Origin of the sequence: Burkholderia sp. JP2-270 (genome assembly GCF_003233675.1) — a bacterium.
Classification (GTDB): domain Bacteria; phylum Pseudomonadota; class Gammaproteobacteria; order Burkholderiales; family Burkholderiaceae; genus Burkholderia; species Burkholderia pyrrocinia_C.
Genome location: NZ_CP029826.1, coordinates 1,244,212 through 1,262,351, shown reverse-complemented (window position 1 = coordinate 1,262,351; position 18,140 = coordinate 1,244,212). Strand labels below are relative to the sequence as shown.

At 68.5% G+C, this 18,140-nt stretch carries 16 protein-coding genes; 7 read left to right on the top strand and 9 right to left on the bottom strand.

The window, feature by feature from the left end; all coding sequences use genetic code 11:
• Positions 1 to 11: 11 nt before the first annotated feature.
• Together DM992_RS38485 and DM992_RS38480 are read right to left on the bottom strand one after the other, a co-directional pair.
• Positions 12 to 953, bottom strand: a complete 942-nt coding sequence (locus tag DM992_RS38485) for a glyoxalase (RefSeq protein ID WP_111021658.1) — start codon at positions 951 to 953, stop codon at positions 12 to 14.
• Positions 954 to 1,001: 48 nt separating this feature from the next.
• Entirely contained in the window at positions 1,002 to 1,739 is a 738-nt protein-coding gene (locus tag DM992_RS38480; protein WP_111021454.1) for a YoaK family protein, read from the bottom strand.
• 365 nt (positions 1,740 to 2,104) lie between these two features.
• On the opposite strand from DM992_RS38480, the gene DM992_RS38475 reads away from it, so the two are divergent.
• Positions 2,105 to 2,824 carry a TetR/AcrR family transcriptional regulator gene (locus DM992_RS38475; RefSeq protein ID WP_111021453.1) on the top strand — a complete coding sequence of 240 codons (720 nt, stop codon included), beginning with the start codon at positions 2,105 to 2,107 and terminating at the stop codon, positions 2,822 to 2,824.
• Positions 2,825 to 2,858: 34 nt separating this feature from the next.
• On the opposite strand, the gene DM992_RS38470 is transcribed toward DM992_RS38475, so the two are convergent.
• The 4 genes from DM992_RS38470 to DM992_RS38455 form a co-directional block, all read right to left on the bottom strand.
• Complete coding sequence (locus DM992_RS38470) at positions 2,859 to 3,731, bottom strand: fumarylacetoacetate hydrolase family protein (protein WP_111021452.1); 873 nt, start codon at positions 3,729 to 3,731, stop codon at positions 2,859 to 2,861.
• 116 nt (positions 3,732 to 3,847) lie between these two features.
• Positions 3,848 to 5,176 (bottom strand): glycolate oxidase subunit GlcF, encoded by a 1,329-nt coding sequence (gene glcF / locus DM992_RS38465; RefSeq protein ID WP_111021451.1) that lies wholly within the window; start codon positions 5,174 to 5,176, stop codon positions 3,848 to 3,850.
• Position 5,177: 1 nt separating this feature from the next.
• A complete protein-coding gene (gene glcE / locus DM992_RS38460) occupies positions 5,178 to 6,404 on the bottom strand; it encodes a glycolate oxidase subunit GlcE (protein ID WP_111021450.1) in 1,227 nt (408 codons plus the stop codon).
• A 9-nt stretch (positions 6,405 to 6,413) separates the two neighbouring features.
• Entirely contained in the window at positions 6,414 to 7,901 is a 1,488-nt protein-coding gene (locus DM992_RS38455; RefSeq protein ID WP_162631857.1) for an FAD-linked oxidase C-terminal domain-containing protein, read from the bottom strand.
• Between the two features lie 273 nt (positions 7,902 to 8,174).
• Between DM992_RS38455 and DM992_RS38450 the strand changes: the two genes are divergently transcribed.
• Positions 8,175 to 9,050 carry an alpha/beta hydrolase gene (locus DM992_RS38450; protein WP_111021448.1) on the top strand — a complete coding sequence of 292 codons (876 nt, stop codon included), beginning with the start codon at positions 8,175 to 8,177 and terminating at the stop codon, positions 9,048 to 9,050.
• Between the two features lie 39 nt (positions 9,051 to 9,089).
• The gene (locus DM992_RS38445) at positions 9,090 to 10,232 is read left to right on the top strand and encodes an FAD binding domain-containing protein (RefSeq protein ID WP_111021447.1); all 1,143 of its coding nucleotides are present in this window, start codon (positions 9,090 to 9,092) and stop codon (positions 10,230 to 10,232) included.
• A gap of 236 nt (positions 10,233 to 10,468) precedes the next feature.
• Here the strand turns inward: DM992_RS38445 and DM992_RS38440 are convergent, their stop codons facing one another.
• Positions 10,469 to 11,476 (bottom strand): ABC transporter substrate-binding protein, encoded by a 1,008-nt coding sequence (locus tag DM992_RS38440; RefSeq protein WP_111021446.1) that lies wholly within the window; start codon positions 11,474 to 11,476, stop codon positions 10,469 to 10,471.
• 53 nt (positions 11,477 to 11,529) lie between these two features.
• Positions 11,530 to 11,874, bottom strand: a complete 345-nt coding sequence (locus DM992_RS38435; protein WP_111021445.1) for a DUF3088 domain-containing protein — start codon at positions 11,872 to 11,874, stop codon at positions 11,530 to 11,532.
• A gap of 486 nt (positions 11,875 to 12,360) precedes the next feature.
• Here DM992_RS38435 and DM992_RS38425 point away from each other — a divergent pair, with 486 nt between their 5' ends.
• From DM992_RS38425 to DM992_RS38410, 4 genes are all read left to right on the top strand, one after another.
• On the top strand, positions 12,361 to 13,545 hold the full coding sequence (locus DM992_RS38425; RefSeq protein ID WP_111021657.1) for a porin: 1,185 nt from the start codon (positions 12,361 to 12,363) through the stop codon (positions 13,543 to 13,545).
• Between the two features lie 131 nt (positions 13,546 to 13,676).
• Entirely contained in the window at positions 13,677 to 14,951 is a 1,275-nt protein-coding gene (gene soxC, locus DM992_RS38420) for a sulfite dehydrogenase (protein WP_111021656.1), read from the top strand.
• Complete coding sequence (locus DM992_RS38415) at positions 14,944 to 15,468, top strand: cytochrome c (protein ID WP_111021443.1); 525 nt, start codon at positions 14,944 to 14,946, stop codon at positions 15,466 to 15,468. Before soxC ends, DM992_RS38415 begins: the two co-directional genes overlap by 8 nt.
• Before the next feature lie 115 nt (positions 15,469 to 15,583).
• Complete coding sequence (locus DM992_RS38410) at positions 15,584 to 16,771, top strand: LLM class flavin-dependent oxidoreductase (protein ID WP_111021442.1); 1,188 nt, start codon at positions 15,584 to 15,586, stop codon at positions 16,769 to 16,771.
• Between the two features lie 2 nt (positions 16,772 to 16,773).
• Here the strand turns inward: DM992_RS38410 and DM992_RS38405 are convergent, their stop codons facing one another.
• A complete protein-coding gene (locus DM992_RS38405; protein WP_111021441.1) occupies positions 16,774 to 18,135 on the bottom strand; it encodes an LLM class flavin-dependent oxidoreductase in 1,362 nt (453 codons plus the stop codon).
• Positions 18,136 to 18,140: the final 5 nt, after the last annotated feature.

Below are 18,140 nucleotides of genomic sequence, written 5' to 3'. Positions count from 1 at the left end.
CCGGCGGTCCATCATTTCGACCGCGCGTGGATCTCGGCGACGTAGCCGCCGGGGAACTGCACGAGCGCCGCATCGCGCCCGTCCGACGTGAACGTCGGCACCAGCACGGTCACGCCCGCGGCCTGCGCCTGCTTCAGCGTCGCGGCCAGATCCTGCACTTCATAGCCCGTCATCTCGCGGCCGAACGGGTAAGGCAGATGGCCGTCCGTGGCCAGCACGGTCATCTTGCCGAAACCCGACTCGATGCGGATGCGGCGGTACGTGTCGTTCGGGCGGCCGATCTCGACGCCCGGCGCCTTGCGCACGTCGGACACGACCTTGCCGCGCGAGAACGCGACGAAGTCGTGCACCAGCTTGTTCGCGCTCTCCGGCGATACGTACACGCGGTTTTCCGGCACCGTCTGCAGCGGATCGTAGTTCGGCGCCTGGGTGTGCCAGTACAGCTGCATGTTCACGCCGCCCGGCCAGCGGACGATCGCGTCGCGGCCGATCGGATCGGGGAACGTGTCGACGATCACGTCCGCGCCGTGCGCGCGCGCCGACTTCACCGCAACGTCCATGTCGGTGACGAGATAGCCGGTACGCTCCTCGCAGAACGGATACGGAATCGGCGTCTTGAAGCCGAACACCGAGACCGTGCCGACCGGCGTCAGCACGAGCTGCGACATCGTCTGGCTCGGCGTCGGCGTGACCTGGAACACGCCCTGCTTCGACTTCTTGCCGCCGAAGGTCGCGACGAAGCTGTCGGTGAAACGGTCGAAATCTTCCGGCGCGACGCACACGTGCGTCGTGTCGTATTGCGGGCCGACCGCGACGGCCGGCACACGCGCGGACGAGGGCTGGAGCAGACGCGTCTCATCGGCATGGGCCGGCGCGGTCGCCAGCAAGGCGCCAAGCACGGCCGTCGACGCGGCCGTCATCCGCAATACCTGTCGCAACTTCAGTGCAATCATCGAGTTCTCCTTGAAAGTGGCAAGCGCAGCCGTATGCTGCGCGCGCATTCAGCGTGACGTCGGCCGCGCGTCGGGCCGACCTGATTGATAGGCGAGGAAGCACAGCGCCGCGAGCGGCAGCGCCAGTGCCCAGAAGGCGGCGAACACATAGGCCGCCGCGCCCGCGCCTGCCCCGAGCGCAAAGCCCGCGACCGGCGGCAGCGTGCGCCGCAGCCGCGCCCGCGCGGCGTCCCGTTCGGCAGGAGCTGCGAGCGGCACGAGCCAGTCGAACGCATCGATCACCGCCTGCGTGACATTGCCCGTCATCACCGTGTTGGCGACGACCGAGCGGGCCGTCAAACGGCCGTGCGCGTTCTGGACGCCCATCGCCGCGGCGCCGAGCAGGCCGCACAGGATCGTCCTCGGTGCGTCGGCGTCGGCGATCGGCGATGCCATCACGCCGGCCAGCATGAACCCGGCCAGCAGTACGGCTTGCAGCGCATACAGCGAACGTGCGCGCACGCCGTGGCCCAGCACGCGCATCCGATGATCGAGCACGCGCGCGCCGACGATGCCGGCGATGAAGGCCGGAAACGCGAGCCACTTGATCACGAGCCCTTGCCCGACGCCGGCCAGCCCCGAGCCGATCAGGATGAAGTTGCCGGTGACGTGCGCGGTGAACAGGCCGAACAGCGCGACGAAGCCGAGCGTGTCGACGTAACCCGCGATCGACGCGAGAAACACGTCCTCGCCGCGCACGTGATCGGGCGCGGCGGCGGCGCCCGCGGTTACCGGCTGCGACGGCATGACCCGGCTTCCTCGATGGTGTCGATGGCGCCGGCGCCCGCCATGCCTGCGCCCGGCGAGATCTGATAACGCATGTTCCGCTCCGTTTTCGCCGACCGGTCCGGCTTGCCGACTGGCATCCGGCCCATGCGGCGGTTCGGAAGCAAGACTAGTGAAGGCCGGCCTTAATGTCATGGCGTCGGCCTGAATTTTTCTGAATACGCCGCACGGGCGCAGGTCCGGGTCGCCGGCCCGGTTCGATGCGGGACGATCCCGCAACGCATTCGGCGCCACAACAAAAGCCGCGCCGCAAACCGTATTTGCGGCCCCGATCGTGCTATTTTTCGATCGATAGTTTAGGCATGCGCGCCATCAGGAGCCGATGAATGACCGAAAGAAAACGCAGCACGCCGGCCCGCGAGCCCGGGACGGACGCCGACGGCAACGCCGTCACGCCGGGCCGCCGGCTCGCGCCGGAAGCGCGCGAGCGTCAGATCGTCGAGAAGGCGATCGAGCACTTCGCGACGCACGGCTTTTCCGGCAGCACGCGCGAGCTCGCGCGGCAGATCGGCGTCACCCAGCCGCTGCTGTACCGGTACTTTCCGAGCAAGGAAGCGCTGATCGATCGTGTCTACGACGAGATCTACACGTGGGATCCCGACTGGGAAAAGCTGATCGCCGATCGCTCGGTCCCGCTGCAGGAGCGGCTCGTCGCGTTCTACCGCGCGTACGCGCAAACCATCCTGCGGCGCGAATGGATCCGCACCTTCATCTTCGCGGGGCTCATCCGCGAGGGGTTCAACACGCGCTACCTGTCGCGGCTGCGCGAACGCGTATTCCTGCCGGTGCTGCGCGAGCTGCGGTACGAATACGACATCGCCACGCCGGCGACGGAGGCCCAGCGCAATGCGGAAATCGAACTGGTCTGGAGCCTGCACGCGAGCATCTTCTATTTCGGCGTCCGCAAATGGGTCTACGGCCTGCCGGTGCCCGACGATCTCGACACCGAGATCGAGCGGCTGATCGACGCGTTCCTGCACGGCACGCCCGCCGCGCTGAAGCAGCTCGCGTCGGGCGCGACCGGCCGGCGCCGCCGGCGCGCGTGACGCCGCCGACCGACGAGCGCGACACGCGCGTCCGCTACGTGTCGCGTCGCACCGCAGCCGCCGGCGCGACCGGATTGCGCAACACGCCGAGCCGCTCGATCTCGACTTCGCACACGTCGCCGGCCTTCATCCAGAGCTGCGGTTCGCGCGCCATCCCGATACCGGCAGGCGTGCCCGTGACGATCACATCGCCGGCCTGCAGCGTCATCACGTCGCTCAGCAGCACGACCAGCGTCTCGACATCGAAAATCATGTCCGACGTCGACGCCTCCTGCACGACCGCGCCGTTCAGGCGTGTCTGGATCCGCAGCCCCTTGCAGCCGCGCGGCAGTTCGTCGGCCGTGACGAACCAGGGCCCGAATGCCCCCGTCCCGTCGAAGTTCTTGCCCATCGTCCACTGCGGCGTGCGGAACTGGTAATCGCGCAGCGTCGCGTCGTTGAAGAGCGAATAACCGGCGACGTGATCGAGCGCCCGCTCGCGCGCGATGCTGCGTCCGCCCTTGCCGATCACTGCCACCAGTTCGCCCTCGTAGTCGAGTTGCGACGACTGCGTCGGCAGCGCGATCGGGTCGCCGTGGCCGATCAGGCTCGACGCAAACCGCGCGAACACGGTCGGATAGGTCTGCTTCGCAAACCCGGTCTCGGTCGAGTGGTCGAGGTAATTCAATCCGACACAGACGATCTTGCCGGGCCGTCCGAACGGCGGCAGCAAGCGCACCGACTCGAGATCGACCGGCGCGCCGCGCGCGAGAAGCGCGCCCACCTCGGCAAGATCGGCGCCCTGCGCCAGCAGCGCATCCAGATCGCCCGGATAGGTGGTGTCCCCGGTGGTCAGCCCGGACCAGCGGCCGTTGTGCTCCACCGCCAAACCGCGGCGTCCGTCCAATTCATACACTGCAAATCGCATGGCACGCTCCTTGTTCGACGTCCACGATGGCGTCGGTTACTCGTCGATATCCTCGCCGGGCTGGCCGCCGCCGGAAGCGGCGGCGCGCCCTCTTTCGTCACGCAACTGTGCGGCCGTTACGCGCCATCGCGCTTGCGGCGCACCGCGACGCTGTCGCGCAACGCGTCCGGCACCGGTCCGCCCGTTGCCCAGTCGAGCAACTGCACGGTGTGCACGAACGGCATGCCGACCGCGCCGGCCAGTTGCGTCATGCAACCGATATTGCCGGTCGCGGCAATATCCGCGACCGTCGCACGCATCGCCGCGACCTTGCGCCGCTTCAACTCGCCCGCGATCTCCGGCTGCAACAGGTTGTAGACGCCGGCCGACCCGCAGCACATGTAGCTGTCCGACGGCTGGACGACATCGAACCCCGCGTCGCGCAGCAGGTCGAGCGGCGGATGCACGATCCGCTGACCGTGCTGCATCGAACACGCCGCGTGATAGACGACCCGCAGCCCCGGCCGGATGACGGGTGTCTGCAAGCCGAGCTGCACCATGAATTCGGAAATGTCCTTCGCGAGCGCGCTGACGCGTGCCGCCTTGTCCTGCCATGCCGGATCGAGCCGCAGCGCGTGACCGTAGGCCTTGAGCGACGTCCCGCATCCCGACGTGTTGACGATGATCGCATCGAGCCCCGCCGGCCCGTCGGCCTCGCGCAGCCACGCATCGATGTTCGCCTTCACCAGCGGCAGCGCCTGCGCCTCGCGCCCCATGTGCTCTGCCGGTGCACCGCAGCACCCCGCACCGCGCGCGATGACGACTTCGACACCGTGGCGCTGCAACAACCGGATCGTCGCTTCGTTGATCGCCGGGTCGAGCACCGTCTGCACACAGCCGTTCAGCAAGCTGACCCGTGCGCGACGCGGCCCCTGTGCCGGAAACACCTGCACGCGATCGACCGGGCTCTGAGCCGGCAACGGCGCCGCGGGCGCCATCTCCAGCATCGCGCGCAGCGTGCCGCCGAATGCCGAACGCAGCGGGCGGAACAGCCGGCCGGCGGCGAGCGCGGCGCGAAACAGCCGCCTGCTCGGAATCAGCACGGTCAGCGCGCGACGGATCGTGCGCTGCACCGGCGGCCGGCGATAATGCGTCTCGACGTATTCGCGGCCGTGCGCGATCAGCTTCGAATACTGGACGTCCGACGGGCAGATCGCCTCGCACGCGAGACATGTCAGGCAGCGATCCAGGTGCGCGACCGTCTTCGGGTCAGGCGCGCCGCCGGACTCGTACATGTTCCGCATCAGCACGATGCGGCCGCGCGGGCTGTCGTTCTCGTCGTGACGGACCTGATAGGTCGGGCAATGCGACAGGCACGTGCCGCAATGCACGCAGCTGCGGATGATGTCGTTCGACAGTGCGATGTCGGGGTCGGCCAGTGCCGCGTCGCCGATGCGGGTTCTCATGTCACGCTGCTCCCGTGTCGATGGGGTCGAGCCGGCCCGGATTGAACACGCGGTTCGGATCGAACATGCCGCGCACGCGTTCGCCGAGTGCGCGCAGGTTGGCCGGACGCGGATGGAACGCGCCGACCGCGCACCGCAGCGTCGCCGGCGCCCGAAGCAGGCACGCGTGCCCGCCGGCCGCCGCGACGGCCTGCCTGAGCGACGCCGCCTGGGCCCCGACGGCGGCCGCGTCGGTGCGCACGAAGACGAGGCTGCCGCCCCAGTCGTAGATCGCGTCGCCGCCCATCGAAGCGACCACGCGTGCGGCCTGCGTGCCGGGCAGCATCAGCCGCCAGATACATGCGTCGCGATCGTCCGCGAATACCCGCAGGTCGCGCAACGCGCGCCAGAACGCCCGGCTCTCGTCGCCGCCGATGGTGCGAATCGCCAGCGAGCGGCCGACCCGCTTGGCGAGTTCCGCCTCGCGCGCCGCCACCGATGCGCCGGGGCCTTCCAGGCGCAACGCCGTCGTCGGCATGATCGATGCATCGCGTCGCACGCCGCCGACATGCGCGGCGGCGCTGACCTCGAACGGCAACCCCAACGCGTCGGCGAGCAGGCCGGTCGCCGCGCCATCGTCGAGCCCGTCGATCAGCAGCGTGAGTTCGTCCGGCCAGGCAGGCTGCAGCTTCAGCGTGACGGCCGTCAGCGCGGCCAGCGTGCCGAACGACCCCGTCATCAGACGCGGCACGTCGTAGCCGGTCACGTTCTTGACGGTGCGCCCGCCGGCCTTGAAAGCCTCGCCGCGGCCGCTCACGCCTTCTACACCGAGCACCGCGTCGCGCACGGCGCCCGACAGCACGCGCCGCGGCCCGGCCAGATTGCAGGCGACGATGCCGCCGATCGTGCCGCGCGCCGGTTCGCCGCCGAACAACGGGCCGTAGTCCGGCGGCTCGAACGCAAGCTGTTGCCGATGTTCGGCCAGCGCCACGCGCACCGTCTCGACCGGCGTGCCGGCGCGCACCTTGATCACGAGTTCCTCGGGTTCGTAGAAGTCGATGCCGGACAGGCCGGACAGATCGAGCAGCGCGCGCGCGTGCACCGGCTCGCCGAACCCGCGCTTGGTGCCGCCGCCGATGACCTCGAACGAGCGGCCATGACGGTTGGCATCGGCGACGGCGTCGACGAGTTCCGCCGCGTCACGCGGGCAGATGCGCGCCTGCGCCGTGCGATCGTCGGTCACGTGCATGACGGCCTCCTAGAAGCGTGGAACATCGGCGAACCGCAGGTTGCCGTCGCGCATCCGCAGGCGGCCGAGTTCGACGCAACGGCACGGTGTCGGAAACACCTTGCCCGGATTGAGCAACTCGTCCGGATCGAACGCGCACTTGAGCCGCTGCTGCTGCGCGAGGTCGTTCGGCTCGAACTGGTAAGGCATCAGGTCGCGCTTCTCGACGCCGATGCCATGCTCGCCGCTCAGCACGCCGCCGAGATCGACGCACGCGCGCAGGATGTCGGCACCGAACGCCTCGGCTTTCTCGAGGTCGCCGGGTTTCGCGGAATCGAACAGCACCATCGGGTGCAGGTTGCCGTCGCCGGCATGAAAGCAGTTCGCGTAGTCGAGACCGTGCCGCTTCGACAGGCTGTCGATGCGGCTCAGGATTTCGGCGAGCTGCCCGCGGGGAATCGTGCCGTCCGTCACATAGATGTCGCGCGCTACCTTGCCCATCGCGCCGAAGGCGAGCTTGCGCGCGCGCCACAGCTGTTCGCGCTCCGCCTCGGTCCGGCTGATCCGCAGGTCGACGACGCCGGCGTCGCGCGCGATGCGCTCGACCTCGGCGGCCAGCGCGTTCACTTCGCTTTCGATGCCGTCCAGTTCGCACAGCAGCAGCGCCTCGACGCCCGGCGGCGGCAGTTCGCCGAGCAGCGACGAAACCGCTCCGATGACCTTGCGGTCGACGAATTCGAGCCCGGCCGGCACGATGCCGTGACCGATGATCGCGCCGACGCAGCGGCTCGCCCGCTCGACGTCGGCAAAGCCGAGCGACAGCACGCGCGCGAGCGGCGGCTCCGGCGTCAGGCGCACCACGATCTCGGTCACGACCGCGAGCAGGCCTTCGGAGCCGATCAGCGCGCCGCACAGATCGAACTCGCCGTCGGCGCCGCCGACGAACGCGCCGCCCAGCGTGAGCACCTCGCCCGTCATCAGCACGATCTCCATCCCGGTGACGTGATTCGACGTGACGCCGTATTTCAGGCAATGCACGCCGCCCGAGTTCTCGGCCACGTTGCCGCCGATCGTCGAAATTGCCTGGCTCGACGGGTCCGGCATATAGCAGAGCCCGAGCGAACGCACGGCCTCGGTCACCCGGACGTTCTGCACGCCCGGCTGTACGCGCGCCACGCGATTCGCGGCGTCGACTTCCAGGATCCGGTTCATCCGGGCCGTGCCGAGCAGGACGGCGTCCTCGAGCGGCAGCGCGCCGCCGGACAGCGACGTACCCGATCCGCGTGGCACGACCTTGATGTGCGCTGCATGGCAATACGCGAGCACCCGGCTCACCTGCGCGGTCGTTTCGGGCAGCACGACCAGCAGCGGCAACGCGCTGTATGCCGTCAGCCCGTCGCACTCGTACGGCCGCCGTTCCGCTTCGCTGTCGAGCACCCACTCGTCCCCGACGATCGCGCGCAGATCGCGTGCAATCGTCGGGCGTCGCTCGACGACGCTCGAATCGACATCTGGCATTTTCACGCTCGGGCTCCTTCGTCGGTCGGGCAGATCGCAGGCACGTGGCGGGACGCCGCGCCGCTACGCCGCTTGCCGCACGATTCACGTGACGATTAGAGGATGACGGCCGCCCGTCCACAACTTAATCGTTATGAAGCGGTCGATGCCGCCCCCGCGCAACCAGACGAATTCAGAACAATTTATCCGGCGCGCCGCGCGCTTCGCCTATCCTCGATAGGCATTCGGGCCCGCGCCTGCTGCGCGCAAGCCGAACCGAACAGGGACCGCCACATGACCATCGCCACGCCTTCGATCACCCATCACACCGTCACCGCGAACGGCATCCGCCAGCACTACATCGATGCCGGCAGCGGGCCCGTCGTCGTGCTGCTGCACGGCTTCCCGGAAACCAGCTTCGCGTGGCGCTTCCAGATCCCCGCGCTGGCGCAGCGCTACCGCGTGATCGCGCCCGATCTGCGTGGCTACGGCGAAACCGACAAGCCGGCCGCAGGTTACGACAAACGCAACATGGCGCGCGACCTCGCCGAACTGCTCGACACGCTCGGCATCGGCCGCGTCGCGCTCGTCGGGCACGACCGCGGCGCACGCGTCGCGACGCGTTTCTCGAAAGACTTCCCCGAGCGCGTCGACCGGCTCGTCGTGATGGACAACGTGCCGACGCGCATCGTCGTGCAGAACATGACCGCGCAAACGGCGCGCGCGTACTGGTTCTTCCTGTTCCACCAGGTGCCGGACCTTCCCGAGGCGTTGATCGCCGGCAAGGAAGCCGAATGGCTGAGTTACTTCTTCTCCGACTGGTGCTACAACCCGCATGCGATCTCCGGCGAAGCGTTCGACACGTACGTGCGCGCGTATCGGCGTCCGGGCGCCGTGCGCGGCGCGCTGGCCGACTATCGCGCGAACGCGGAGGACGTGAAGCAGGATCTCGTCGATGCGGACGTCAGGATCGCGTGCCCGACCATGGCCATCTGGGGCGAGGATTTTTATGCGGTCGGCAAGATGTTCGACATGAAATCCGTGTGGGAAAGCATGGCGACGAACCTGCGTGCCGAGCCGATCGCGCAGTGCGGGCACTTGCCGCAGGAGGAGCAGCCGGAGCGCGTGAACGCGCTGCTGCTCGACTTCCTGCAGCACTGGGAAGGCTGAATCGCCGCGCGCGCGACGGATCACCGGGAGGAAGCAATCATGAGCGACGTTTCGGGCCCGCTGGCGGTCGTCATCGGCGGATCGGTGGGCGGGCTTTTCACGGCCACCGCGCTGCGTGCGGCCGGATGGCGCGTCAAGGTCTTCGAGCAATCGCCGAACGACCTCGACAGCCGCGGCGGCGGCATCGTGCTGCAAGCGCCGATCGAACGCGCATTTACGTTCGGCGGCGTGCCCGTGCCGCGCGATGCGGGCGTCGATTCGGTCGACCGGATCTATCTCGACGAGCACGACCAGATCGTGCAACGCCTGTACATGCCGCAGACGCAGACCGCGTGGAACGTGATCTACACGGCCCTGAAGCGCGCGCTGCCCGCCGGCGTCGTGCATGCCGGCGTATCGTTCGAGCGGTTCGCGCAGGAAGGCGACAGCGTGATCGCGCATTTCGCGGACGGCCGCGTCGAGCAGGCCGACCTGCTGGTCGGCGCCGACGGCGGCCGCTCGAACGTCCGCGCGCAATTGCTTCCCGAAACGCGGCCCGCGTACGCGGGTTATGTCGCGTGGCGCGGGCTCGTCGACGAGCACCTGCTTCCCGACACGGTGCTGCGGGTGCTGCACGACCGCTTCACGTTTCAGCAAGGCGACGCGCATCTGTTCCTGACCTATCTGGTACCCGGCCGCGACGGTGCGATCGAACCGGGCAAACGGCGCGTGAACTGGGTCTGGTACCGGCGGCTCGCAGCAGATCGCCTGTCGTCGCTGTTCCTCGCGCAGGACGGCACGCAGCGCGACGGGTCGCTGCCGCCCGGCGCGATGCGGGACGACAACCGGCTCGAGCTCGTGGATGCCGGCCGTCGGATGCTTGCGCCGACGCTCGCCGCGCTCGTCGACGCGACGCAGGCACCGTTCGCGCAGGCGATCCTGGATCTCGCGGTCGAGCGCATGGCTTTCGGCCGCACGGTATTGCTCGGCGACGCGGCCTGCCTCGTCCGGCCGCACACGGCCGCCGGCGTCGCGAAAGCGGCTGAGAATGCGGTCGGTCTCGCCGACGCGCTGCGCGGCGTCGTGCACGGCCCTGCGTTCGACGCGGCGCTGTCGCGCTGGGAAGCCCGTCAGCTTGCCGCCAATGCGTCGCTGTCCGAACTCGGCATCTCGCTCGGCAACCGGATCATGGGACGCGCGTGACCGGCCATCGGATGCACGGCGCATGGTTCGATCATGCGAGGGTTTCCGCCACGTTGCTGTCGACCGGCGAAGCGGTGGCGAACCTTTTACTTTTTTCAGATGCTCGAACCGGGCGCCGATTTCATTCGAACGCGACGACGTTCTCCTGATCCGGTCGCGCCGGATTTCCCGCCCCGGCCAGGCCCACGTCGAGCTTGAAGCCGTGAAGCCACACGGGCGTCTTCCTGCGCACTGCCTCAACCCGTCGCGACCAGCGAATTGAACGACGTATCCCAGAACGGCCCGACATTGGCCGGCCCGTCCAGCACGCCGATGCGAGCGAACACATCCGCGACCTGCTGATGCTGCGCCACCACGTCGGGCGTCACCGGCAGCAGCGCATAGTCGTCGCTGCGCTGCTCGAACATCGCGACGAGATCGGCAACCGGCACGCGCGTCTCGCGGTTCTGCACGAGTGCATAGTCGCGGAAATGCCCGTTGGCCCACGCATACGCGTGCCGGAACCGCAGCAGCAGATCGCCCGTCGCGGCACGACGCCGCGCATCGTCTAGCGTGCGCGGGTTCGCGTACACCGGAAAATTGCCCGACAGATAACCCTTCCCCGTCTTCAGCACGCGCGCGCCGTAGCGATTGCGCGCGAGCTGGCCGTTGTAGCCATAGATCGCCCACGCGTCGATGTCGCCGCGATCGTAAGCCGACAACCCGTCGGTCGGCGACAGGTTGATCGGCTGGATGTCGTCGAAGCTCAGGCCTGCCTCCGCCAACTGGCGATACAGGAAATAGTGCGACGTCGTCGCGCGCACGTAGCCGACGCGCTTGCCCTTCAGCTCCGCGATGCTGCGGATCGGCGTGTCCTTGCGCGCGAGCGTGACCTGGTTGTTCAGATCTTCGCGTGCGCGGGAGATGAACCGCACATTGGCCTTCTGGCGCGCGGCGAACACCGCCGGAATTTCGCTACCCGAACCGATATCGAGCGCATCCGCATTGAGCGCCTCGATGTGCAGCACGCCGTTATTCAGCTCGCGCCATTCGATCCGGTACGGCGTGTCGCCAAGGCCGGCCGCCTGCAGCAGCGCGCGCCAGCCGCCCTTGTAGGTCGCGACGCGCAACGTCGTGCCGGCGAGATCGGCATTGACGGCCGGCGCAGCGAACGCGGACCTTGCGAAAAACGGGGCCAACGGGGCCGACACGACCGCGGCACCGGCAAGCAGCAGGCGGCGGCGTGCCGCCGAAATTGACGACATCGGATGCTCCTGTCAATCGGATAGGAAACGGATAGGAAGTGAAAACCACGGCATCAATGAAGCACCGGAAACCCGTGGCGCTCGGCCAGCAGTTCGAGGATGCGCCGCGCGTCGGTGACGAAGCGCACGTCGCCGAGCGTCTGCGCGTCGTCGGGCGCCGGCTGGTCGCGGCCGAGCACGAGCACCGGCAGGCCCTGGTGCGCGTCGTCGAGCGCGTCGATCACCGCGTGCCGCGGCCGCTCGAAACCGATGCGCTTTACGTCGATGCGGCCGGCGCGATCGGGCGCGCTCGCCAGCAGCCCTTCGATCGACAGTCCGTGCGGACAGACGAAGCGTCGGCCCGGATGCTTCGGATCGGCAAAGCCCGGTTCCAGCAGAAACAGCACATCGCGACTCATGTAAACGGCTCCCGTGTTCGTTGTACGACCGGGGCGAACGCGCACGTCGGCGCCCTCGTGTTCCCGGAGCATGCCGGCCCGCGACCGGATGCCCGACTCTACCGTCACGCACCGCACTGCCCTACCAACGTTTTGCGAAATCGATATGCGGCCGCGCATAGCGCATCGGCCGTTCGCCGCACAAGATGCCGTTGCATAAAAGCATCGTGAGCCGAGCCGCATGCATTCCGGATATCGAACTATTTCATCGATCGATATGACGGCGGCCGCGTGTTTCCGGCGCTCGACGTCCGCCGTCGGTGCGATGCGTTCGCCGCAGCATGCGGGCCGGACGCGATCGCGATGCACGTGTCGAGCGTGCGGCAACGCACATTGCAAATCGGCCGCGCAGCGATTTACAAACCACGGATCGACCGTTCAGCGCGGCGCCTGTCGTCAATAGCATCGTGATCCTCGCAGACGTAGTCATAAAAACAGAGGATGGTCATGATCAAAAAATCGGTAGTCCTGGGTTTGGTTTCGATCGGTTCGGTCAGCGCGCATGCGCAGAGTTCGGTCACGTTGTATGGCGTCGTCGATGCCGGTATCGCCTATACGAACAATCAGGGCGGCGCGAGCAACATCCAGCAGACGAGCGGCAAGCTGAGCGGCAGCCGCTGGGGTCTGAAAGGCGCGGAGGATCTCGGTGGCGGCCTGCAGGCGGTCTTCACGCTCGAAAGCGGATTCCGTCCGAGCGACGGCGGGCTCGGCCAGGGTGGCCGCCTGTTCGGACGCTCCGCATACGTGGGCCTCGCGAAGAAGGGGCTCGGCACGCTGACGTTCGGCCGCCAGTACGAGCCGATCACCGATCTCGTCGCGCAGTACTCGGGGTCCGGCTTCTGGTCGCCGGCCACGCACGTAGGCGACAACGACAACCTGAACCAGAGCTTCCGGCTGAACAACGCGGTGAAGTTCCGCAGCGACACGATCGCCGGCTTCACGGCCGACCTGCTCTATGCGTTCAGCAACCAGGCGAACGGCGGCGCGGGCACCGGTTTCTCGAACAACAACGCGTGGGGCGTGTCGGCGAACTACGTGAACGGCCCGCTGTCGGTCGGCGGCGGCTACGTGCGGCTCAATCATCCGAATGCGACGTCGAATACGAGCGGCGCGGTGGGCGGCGCGACCTCGACCACCGGCAACGACTACAGCGGCGCGTTCTTCTACGGGCTGAACGGCGGCGTGCTCAAGCAGCAGATCGGCGCCGTGGGCGCGAATTACGCGCTCGGCCGCGCGACGCTCGGCTTCGCGTGGAGCCACACGCAGCTCGACTATGTCGACGGCTCGTCGCGCAAGTTCAACAACTACGACGTGAACGCGCGTTACCAGATCACGCCGGCGGCCACGCTGATCGGCGTCTATACGTTCACCGACGGGCGCGCGAGCGGCCTGCCGGGCACCGGCGGCCAGACGCTGAAACCGCGCTGGCACCAGTTCACGCTCGGGTTCGACTACGCGCTGTCCAAGCGCACCGATCTGTACCTGTCCGGCATCTACCAGCTCGCGGCCGGCGATCCGAGCACGGCAACGTCGGGCGGCTATCGCAAGGTCGCGGCGATCTCGAACATCGGCAGCGCGTCGTCGACGAACCGCCAGGTCGCGCTCGTCAGCGGGCTGCGCGTGAAGTTCTGACGGCACGCGCATCGGGCCGGCGCGATAGGCACGATAAGCAAAGCGGGAATCGTTGTTTGCCGCATCGCGCCCGGTTGCCGAGAATGTCCGTTTCCCCGCGTGCGGCCGCTGCACGCGATATGCGTTCGACCATGACCGATTCCCGCTTTCCTTCCCGCCCGCCGCGCACCGGCCGGCGCACGGCGCTGCGCCAGCTCGCAGGCGGATGGGCCGCCGCGCTGCTGCCTGCCGGCGGCGCGCTCGCGAGCCAGCCGCTCGCTTCGCTCTCCCCGCTGGACGTGCCGCCGTGGGCGCGCACGCCGGGCGCGCCGCTGCTGTCGCCGCCATACGGCGTGCCGGGCCCGCACGAACGCGACGTCATCCGCCGCAGCGCCCGTTCGCCTGCGCTGCCCGGCTCCGGCTCGTCGATGACGCCGCTCGCCGACCTGTTCGGCGACCTCACGCCGAACGGCCTCGTGTACGAGCGTCATCACGCCGGGGTGCCCGAGATCGATGCGCAGCGCCATCGCGTCGTCGTGCACGGCCTCGTGCGCGAGCCGCGCGTGTTCACGATCGACGACCTGCTGCGCTTCCCGTCCGAATCGCGAATCCACTTCCTCGAATGCTCGGGCAACACCGGCAGCGAATGGAACGGCCCGAGCGGGCTGCCCGTCCAGTTCACGCACGGGCTGCTGTCGTGCTGCGAATGGACGGGCGTCCGGCTGTCGACGCTGCTCGACGAAACCGGCATCGACCCGTCCGCGCGCTGGCTGCTCGCCGAAGGCGCCGACGGCGCGGCGATGACGCGCAGCCTGCCGCTCGACCGGATCATCGAGCGTGCGCTCGTCGTCTATGCGCAGAACGGCGAACGGCTGCGCCCCGAGAACGGCTACCCGGTGCGGCTGATCGTGCCGGGTTTCGAAGGCAACACGAACATCAAGTGGCTGCGACGGCTGAAGCTGGTTCGCGCGCCGGAGATGACGCGCGAGGAAACGTCGAAATACACGAACCTGCTGCCCGACGGCTGCGCGCGCCAGTTCGTGTTCGAGATGGACGCGAAGTCGGTGATCACGCGGCCGTCGGCCGGCCATCGGCTCACCGCGCACGGCTATCACCCGATCGGCGGCTACGCGTGGTCGGGCCGCGGCCGGATTCGCGCGGTCGACGTATCGACCGACGGCGGTCGCACGTGGCGGCCCGCGCGGCTCGCGGGTGACGTGCGCGATCGCGCATTGACGCGCTTCGAGGCCGACTGGGTCTGGAACGGCGAGCCGGCCGACCTGCAAAGCCGCGCGACCGACGATACGGGCTACGTGCAGCCGACCCGCGACGCGCTCGTCGCCGCGCGCGGGCTCAATTCGCAGTACCACTACAACGGCATCCAGAACTGGCGCGTCGGCACGGACGGCGAGGTACGCAATGCGTAAGCTGCTCGCCTGCCTGCTCGCTGCGTCCGTGGTCGTGCCGAATGCATTCGGCGCCGGCTTCGGCCTCGGGCAGCCTGTTGATCGCGCGGCGCTCGCCGCGTGGGACATCGACGTCGCGCCCGACGGCAGCGGCCTGCCGCCCGGCGCGGGCACGGTCGCGCGCGGCGGCCATGTGTTCGCGGACAAGTGCGCGATGTGCCACGGCGCCGGCGGCGAAGGCGGCGTCGGCGATCCGCTCGTCGGCGGCATCGGCTCGCTCGCGGGCGCGAAGCCGAAAAAGACCGTCGGCAGCTACTGGCCGTATGCGACCACGCTGTTCGACTACATCCGCCGTGCGATGCCGTACAACGCGCCGCAATCGCTGAGCGCGGACGACGTCTACGCGGTCACCGCATACGTGCTGCACCTGAACGGCATCGTGCCCGATGACGCGCGGCTCGACGCACGCACGCTGCCGCGCGTGAAGATGCCGAACCGCGACGGCTTCGTGCCCGATCCGAGGCCGGGCCGGTTATGACGCGGCGCGATCCGCTCGCCGGAGAATCCGCAATCGTTCCCGCTCGAACCGCCGCAGCGCGTGCGTATCGTCTTCGTTCGGCTTCGGCGCGCACACACCCCGCAAGGAACCCGCCATGAGCGAAACCACCCTCGCCGCCCCGATCGTACCGTCGCCGTTCGTCGACGTCCGCTCGCCGGCGGATTTCCCCGACAGCCCGGTGTCGCGCGTGCTCGCGCAACCGCTGATGCTCGGGCTGTTCCTGCCGATCCAGGCCGGCGGATGGAGCGCATCGACGCTGCCGCGCTCGACCGACTGGACGTTCGACTACAACGCCGACCTGGTCGCGCGCGCCGAGGCGCTCGGCTTCGATCTCGTGTTCGCACTGTCGCAGTGGCTGCCGAAGGGCGGCTACGGCGGCGTGTTCGACGGCCAGGCACTCGACTCGTTCATGACGCTGGCCGCGCTGACCGCGCGCACCGAGCGGATCATTCTCGCCGCGACGAGCCACGTGCTCTACGGGCCATGGCATCCGCTGCATTTCGCGAAATTCACCGCGACGCTCGATCACATCTCGCGCGGACGCTGGGGCATCAACATCGTGACCGGCCATCGCGCGATCGAGCACGAGATGTTCGGCTGGAACCGGATCGAGCACGACCGGCGCTACGAGATGGCCGCCGAATTCCTCGACGCGGTCCAGCAGTTATGGGCGCAACCGGACAATTTCAGCTACGCGCCCGTACTGTCGAGCTGGCGCCTGGGCGGCGCATTCGTGACGCCGAAGCCGCGCTACGGCCGCCCGCTGCTGATCAACGCGACCGGCTCCGACGCGGGCATCGATTTCGCGGCGCGCTATTCGGACATCGTGTTCGTCACGAGCCCGGCCGGCCCCGACGTCGCTCTCGCGCTCGACGCGCTGCCCGCGCATACCGCACGCGTGAAGGCGGCCGCCGCGGTACGCGGCCGGACGATCCGCACGCTGCTCAATCCGCTCGTGATCTGCCGCGAGACGAGTGCAGAAGCGCGTGCCTACCGCGACGCGATCGTCGCACATGCGGACGCAGGCAGCTTCCACCGCTTCGACAGCGACGCGCATGCGTGGCGCGGCGGCTTCGAACAGCGTTCGCAGGTAGCGGCACGCGCGATCGGCGGCAATATCTCGATCACGGGCTCGCCCGCCGAAGTTGCCGACATCATCGTGCAACTGCACCGCGCGGGCATCGACGGAGTCCAGTTGAGCTTCTACGACTTCAAGCCCGACCTCGACTTCTTCGGCGAGCGCGTGCTGCCACTGTTGCGCGACGCAGGCTTGCGGCGCTGACGTCAGGCGGCCGATGCGTCGCGCGCCGCGGCGATGCGACGCACGGGTCGCTGCAACCCGAGATGGTCGCGCAGCGTGCGGCCGGCGTAGTCGCTGCGAAACAGCCCGCGGCGACGCAGCTCGGGCAGCACCAGCGCGATGAAATCGTCGAGCCCGCCGGGCAGCGTCGGCGCCATCACGTTGTAGCCGTCGGCGCCGTAATGCACGAACCGCTCCTCGAGCTGGTCGACGATCTGCTCCGCCGTGCCGACGAGCTGCCAATGGCCGCGCGCACCCGCGATGCGCAGATAGAGCTCGCGAATCGTCAGGTTCTCGCGGCGCGCGAGTTCGAGCGTGAGCGCCTGACGGCTCTTGCTTGCGTTGGTTTCCGGCAGCGGAGGAATCGGGCCGTCGAGCGGATACGCGGAAAGGTCGAACCCACCGGTCAGCCCCGATACGAGCGCGAGCCCCACCGCCGGGTCGATCAGCGACTGCAGTTCGTCGAATTTCTCCTTCGCTTCGCTTTCGCTGCGGCCCACGACCGGAAACACGCCGGGCATGATCTTCAATGTGTCGGGATCGCGGCCGAACGCCGCGAGCTGGCCTTTCACGTCCGCATAGAACGCGACCGCGTCGTCGAGCGTCTGCTGCGCGGTGAAGATCACCTCGGCCGTGCGCGCGGCCAGCCGCGTGCCGGCCGGCGACGAACCCGCCTGCACGACGACCGGATGCCCCTGCGGCGGCCGCGCGACGTTCAACGGCCCGCGCACCTGAAAGAAGCGGCCGCGATGATCGAGCACATGGCGTTTCTCCGGATCGAAGAAACGGCCCGATGCGCGATCGCGCGCGAACGCGTCGTCGTCCCAGCTATCCCACAGGCCGCGCACGACATCGGCGAATTCCTCCGCGCGCGCATAGCGTTCGGCGTGGTCGAAATGTGCGTCGAGATTGAAGTTGCGCGCCTCGTGCGCACTCGACGACGTGACGAGGTTCCAGCCCGCGCGGCCGCCGCTGATGTGGTCGAGCGACGCGAACTTGCGCGCGATGTGGAACGGTTCGTTGAAACTCGTCGACGCGGTGCCGACCAGGCCGATCCGTTCGGTAACGGCCGCGAGCGCCGACAGCAGCGTCAGCGGCTCGAACTGCGCGACGTAGCTGTGCGCGGTGCGGCTCAGGAACTCGACGTCGTCGCCACGCGTACCCACGCCGTCCGCGAGAAACACGAGATCGAACTTCGCGGCCTCAGCCGCCTGTGCAAGCCGCGCGTAGTGGCGAAAATCGACGCCCGCGTCGGCCTGCGAGCCGGGATGGCGCCACGCGGCGATGTGATGGCCGGTCGGGTACAGGAAAGCGCCGAGGTGCAGGTGTCCGGTGCGAGTCGTCATGAGAG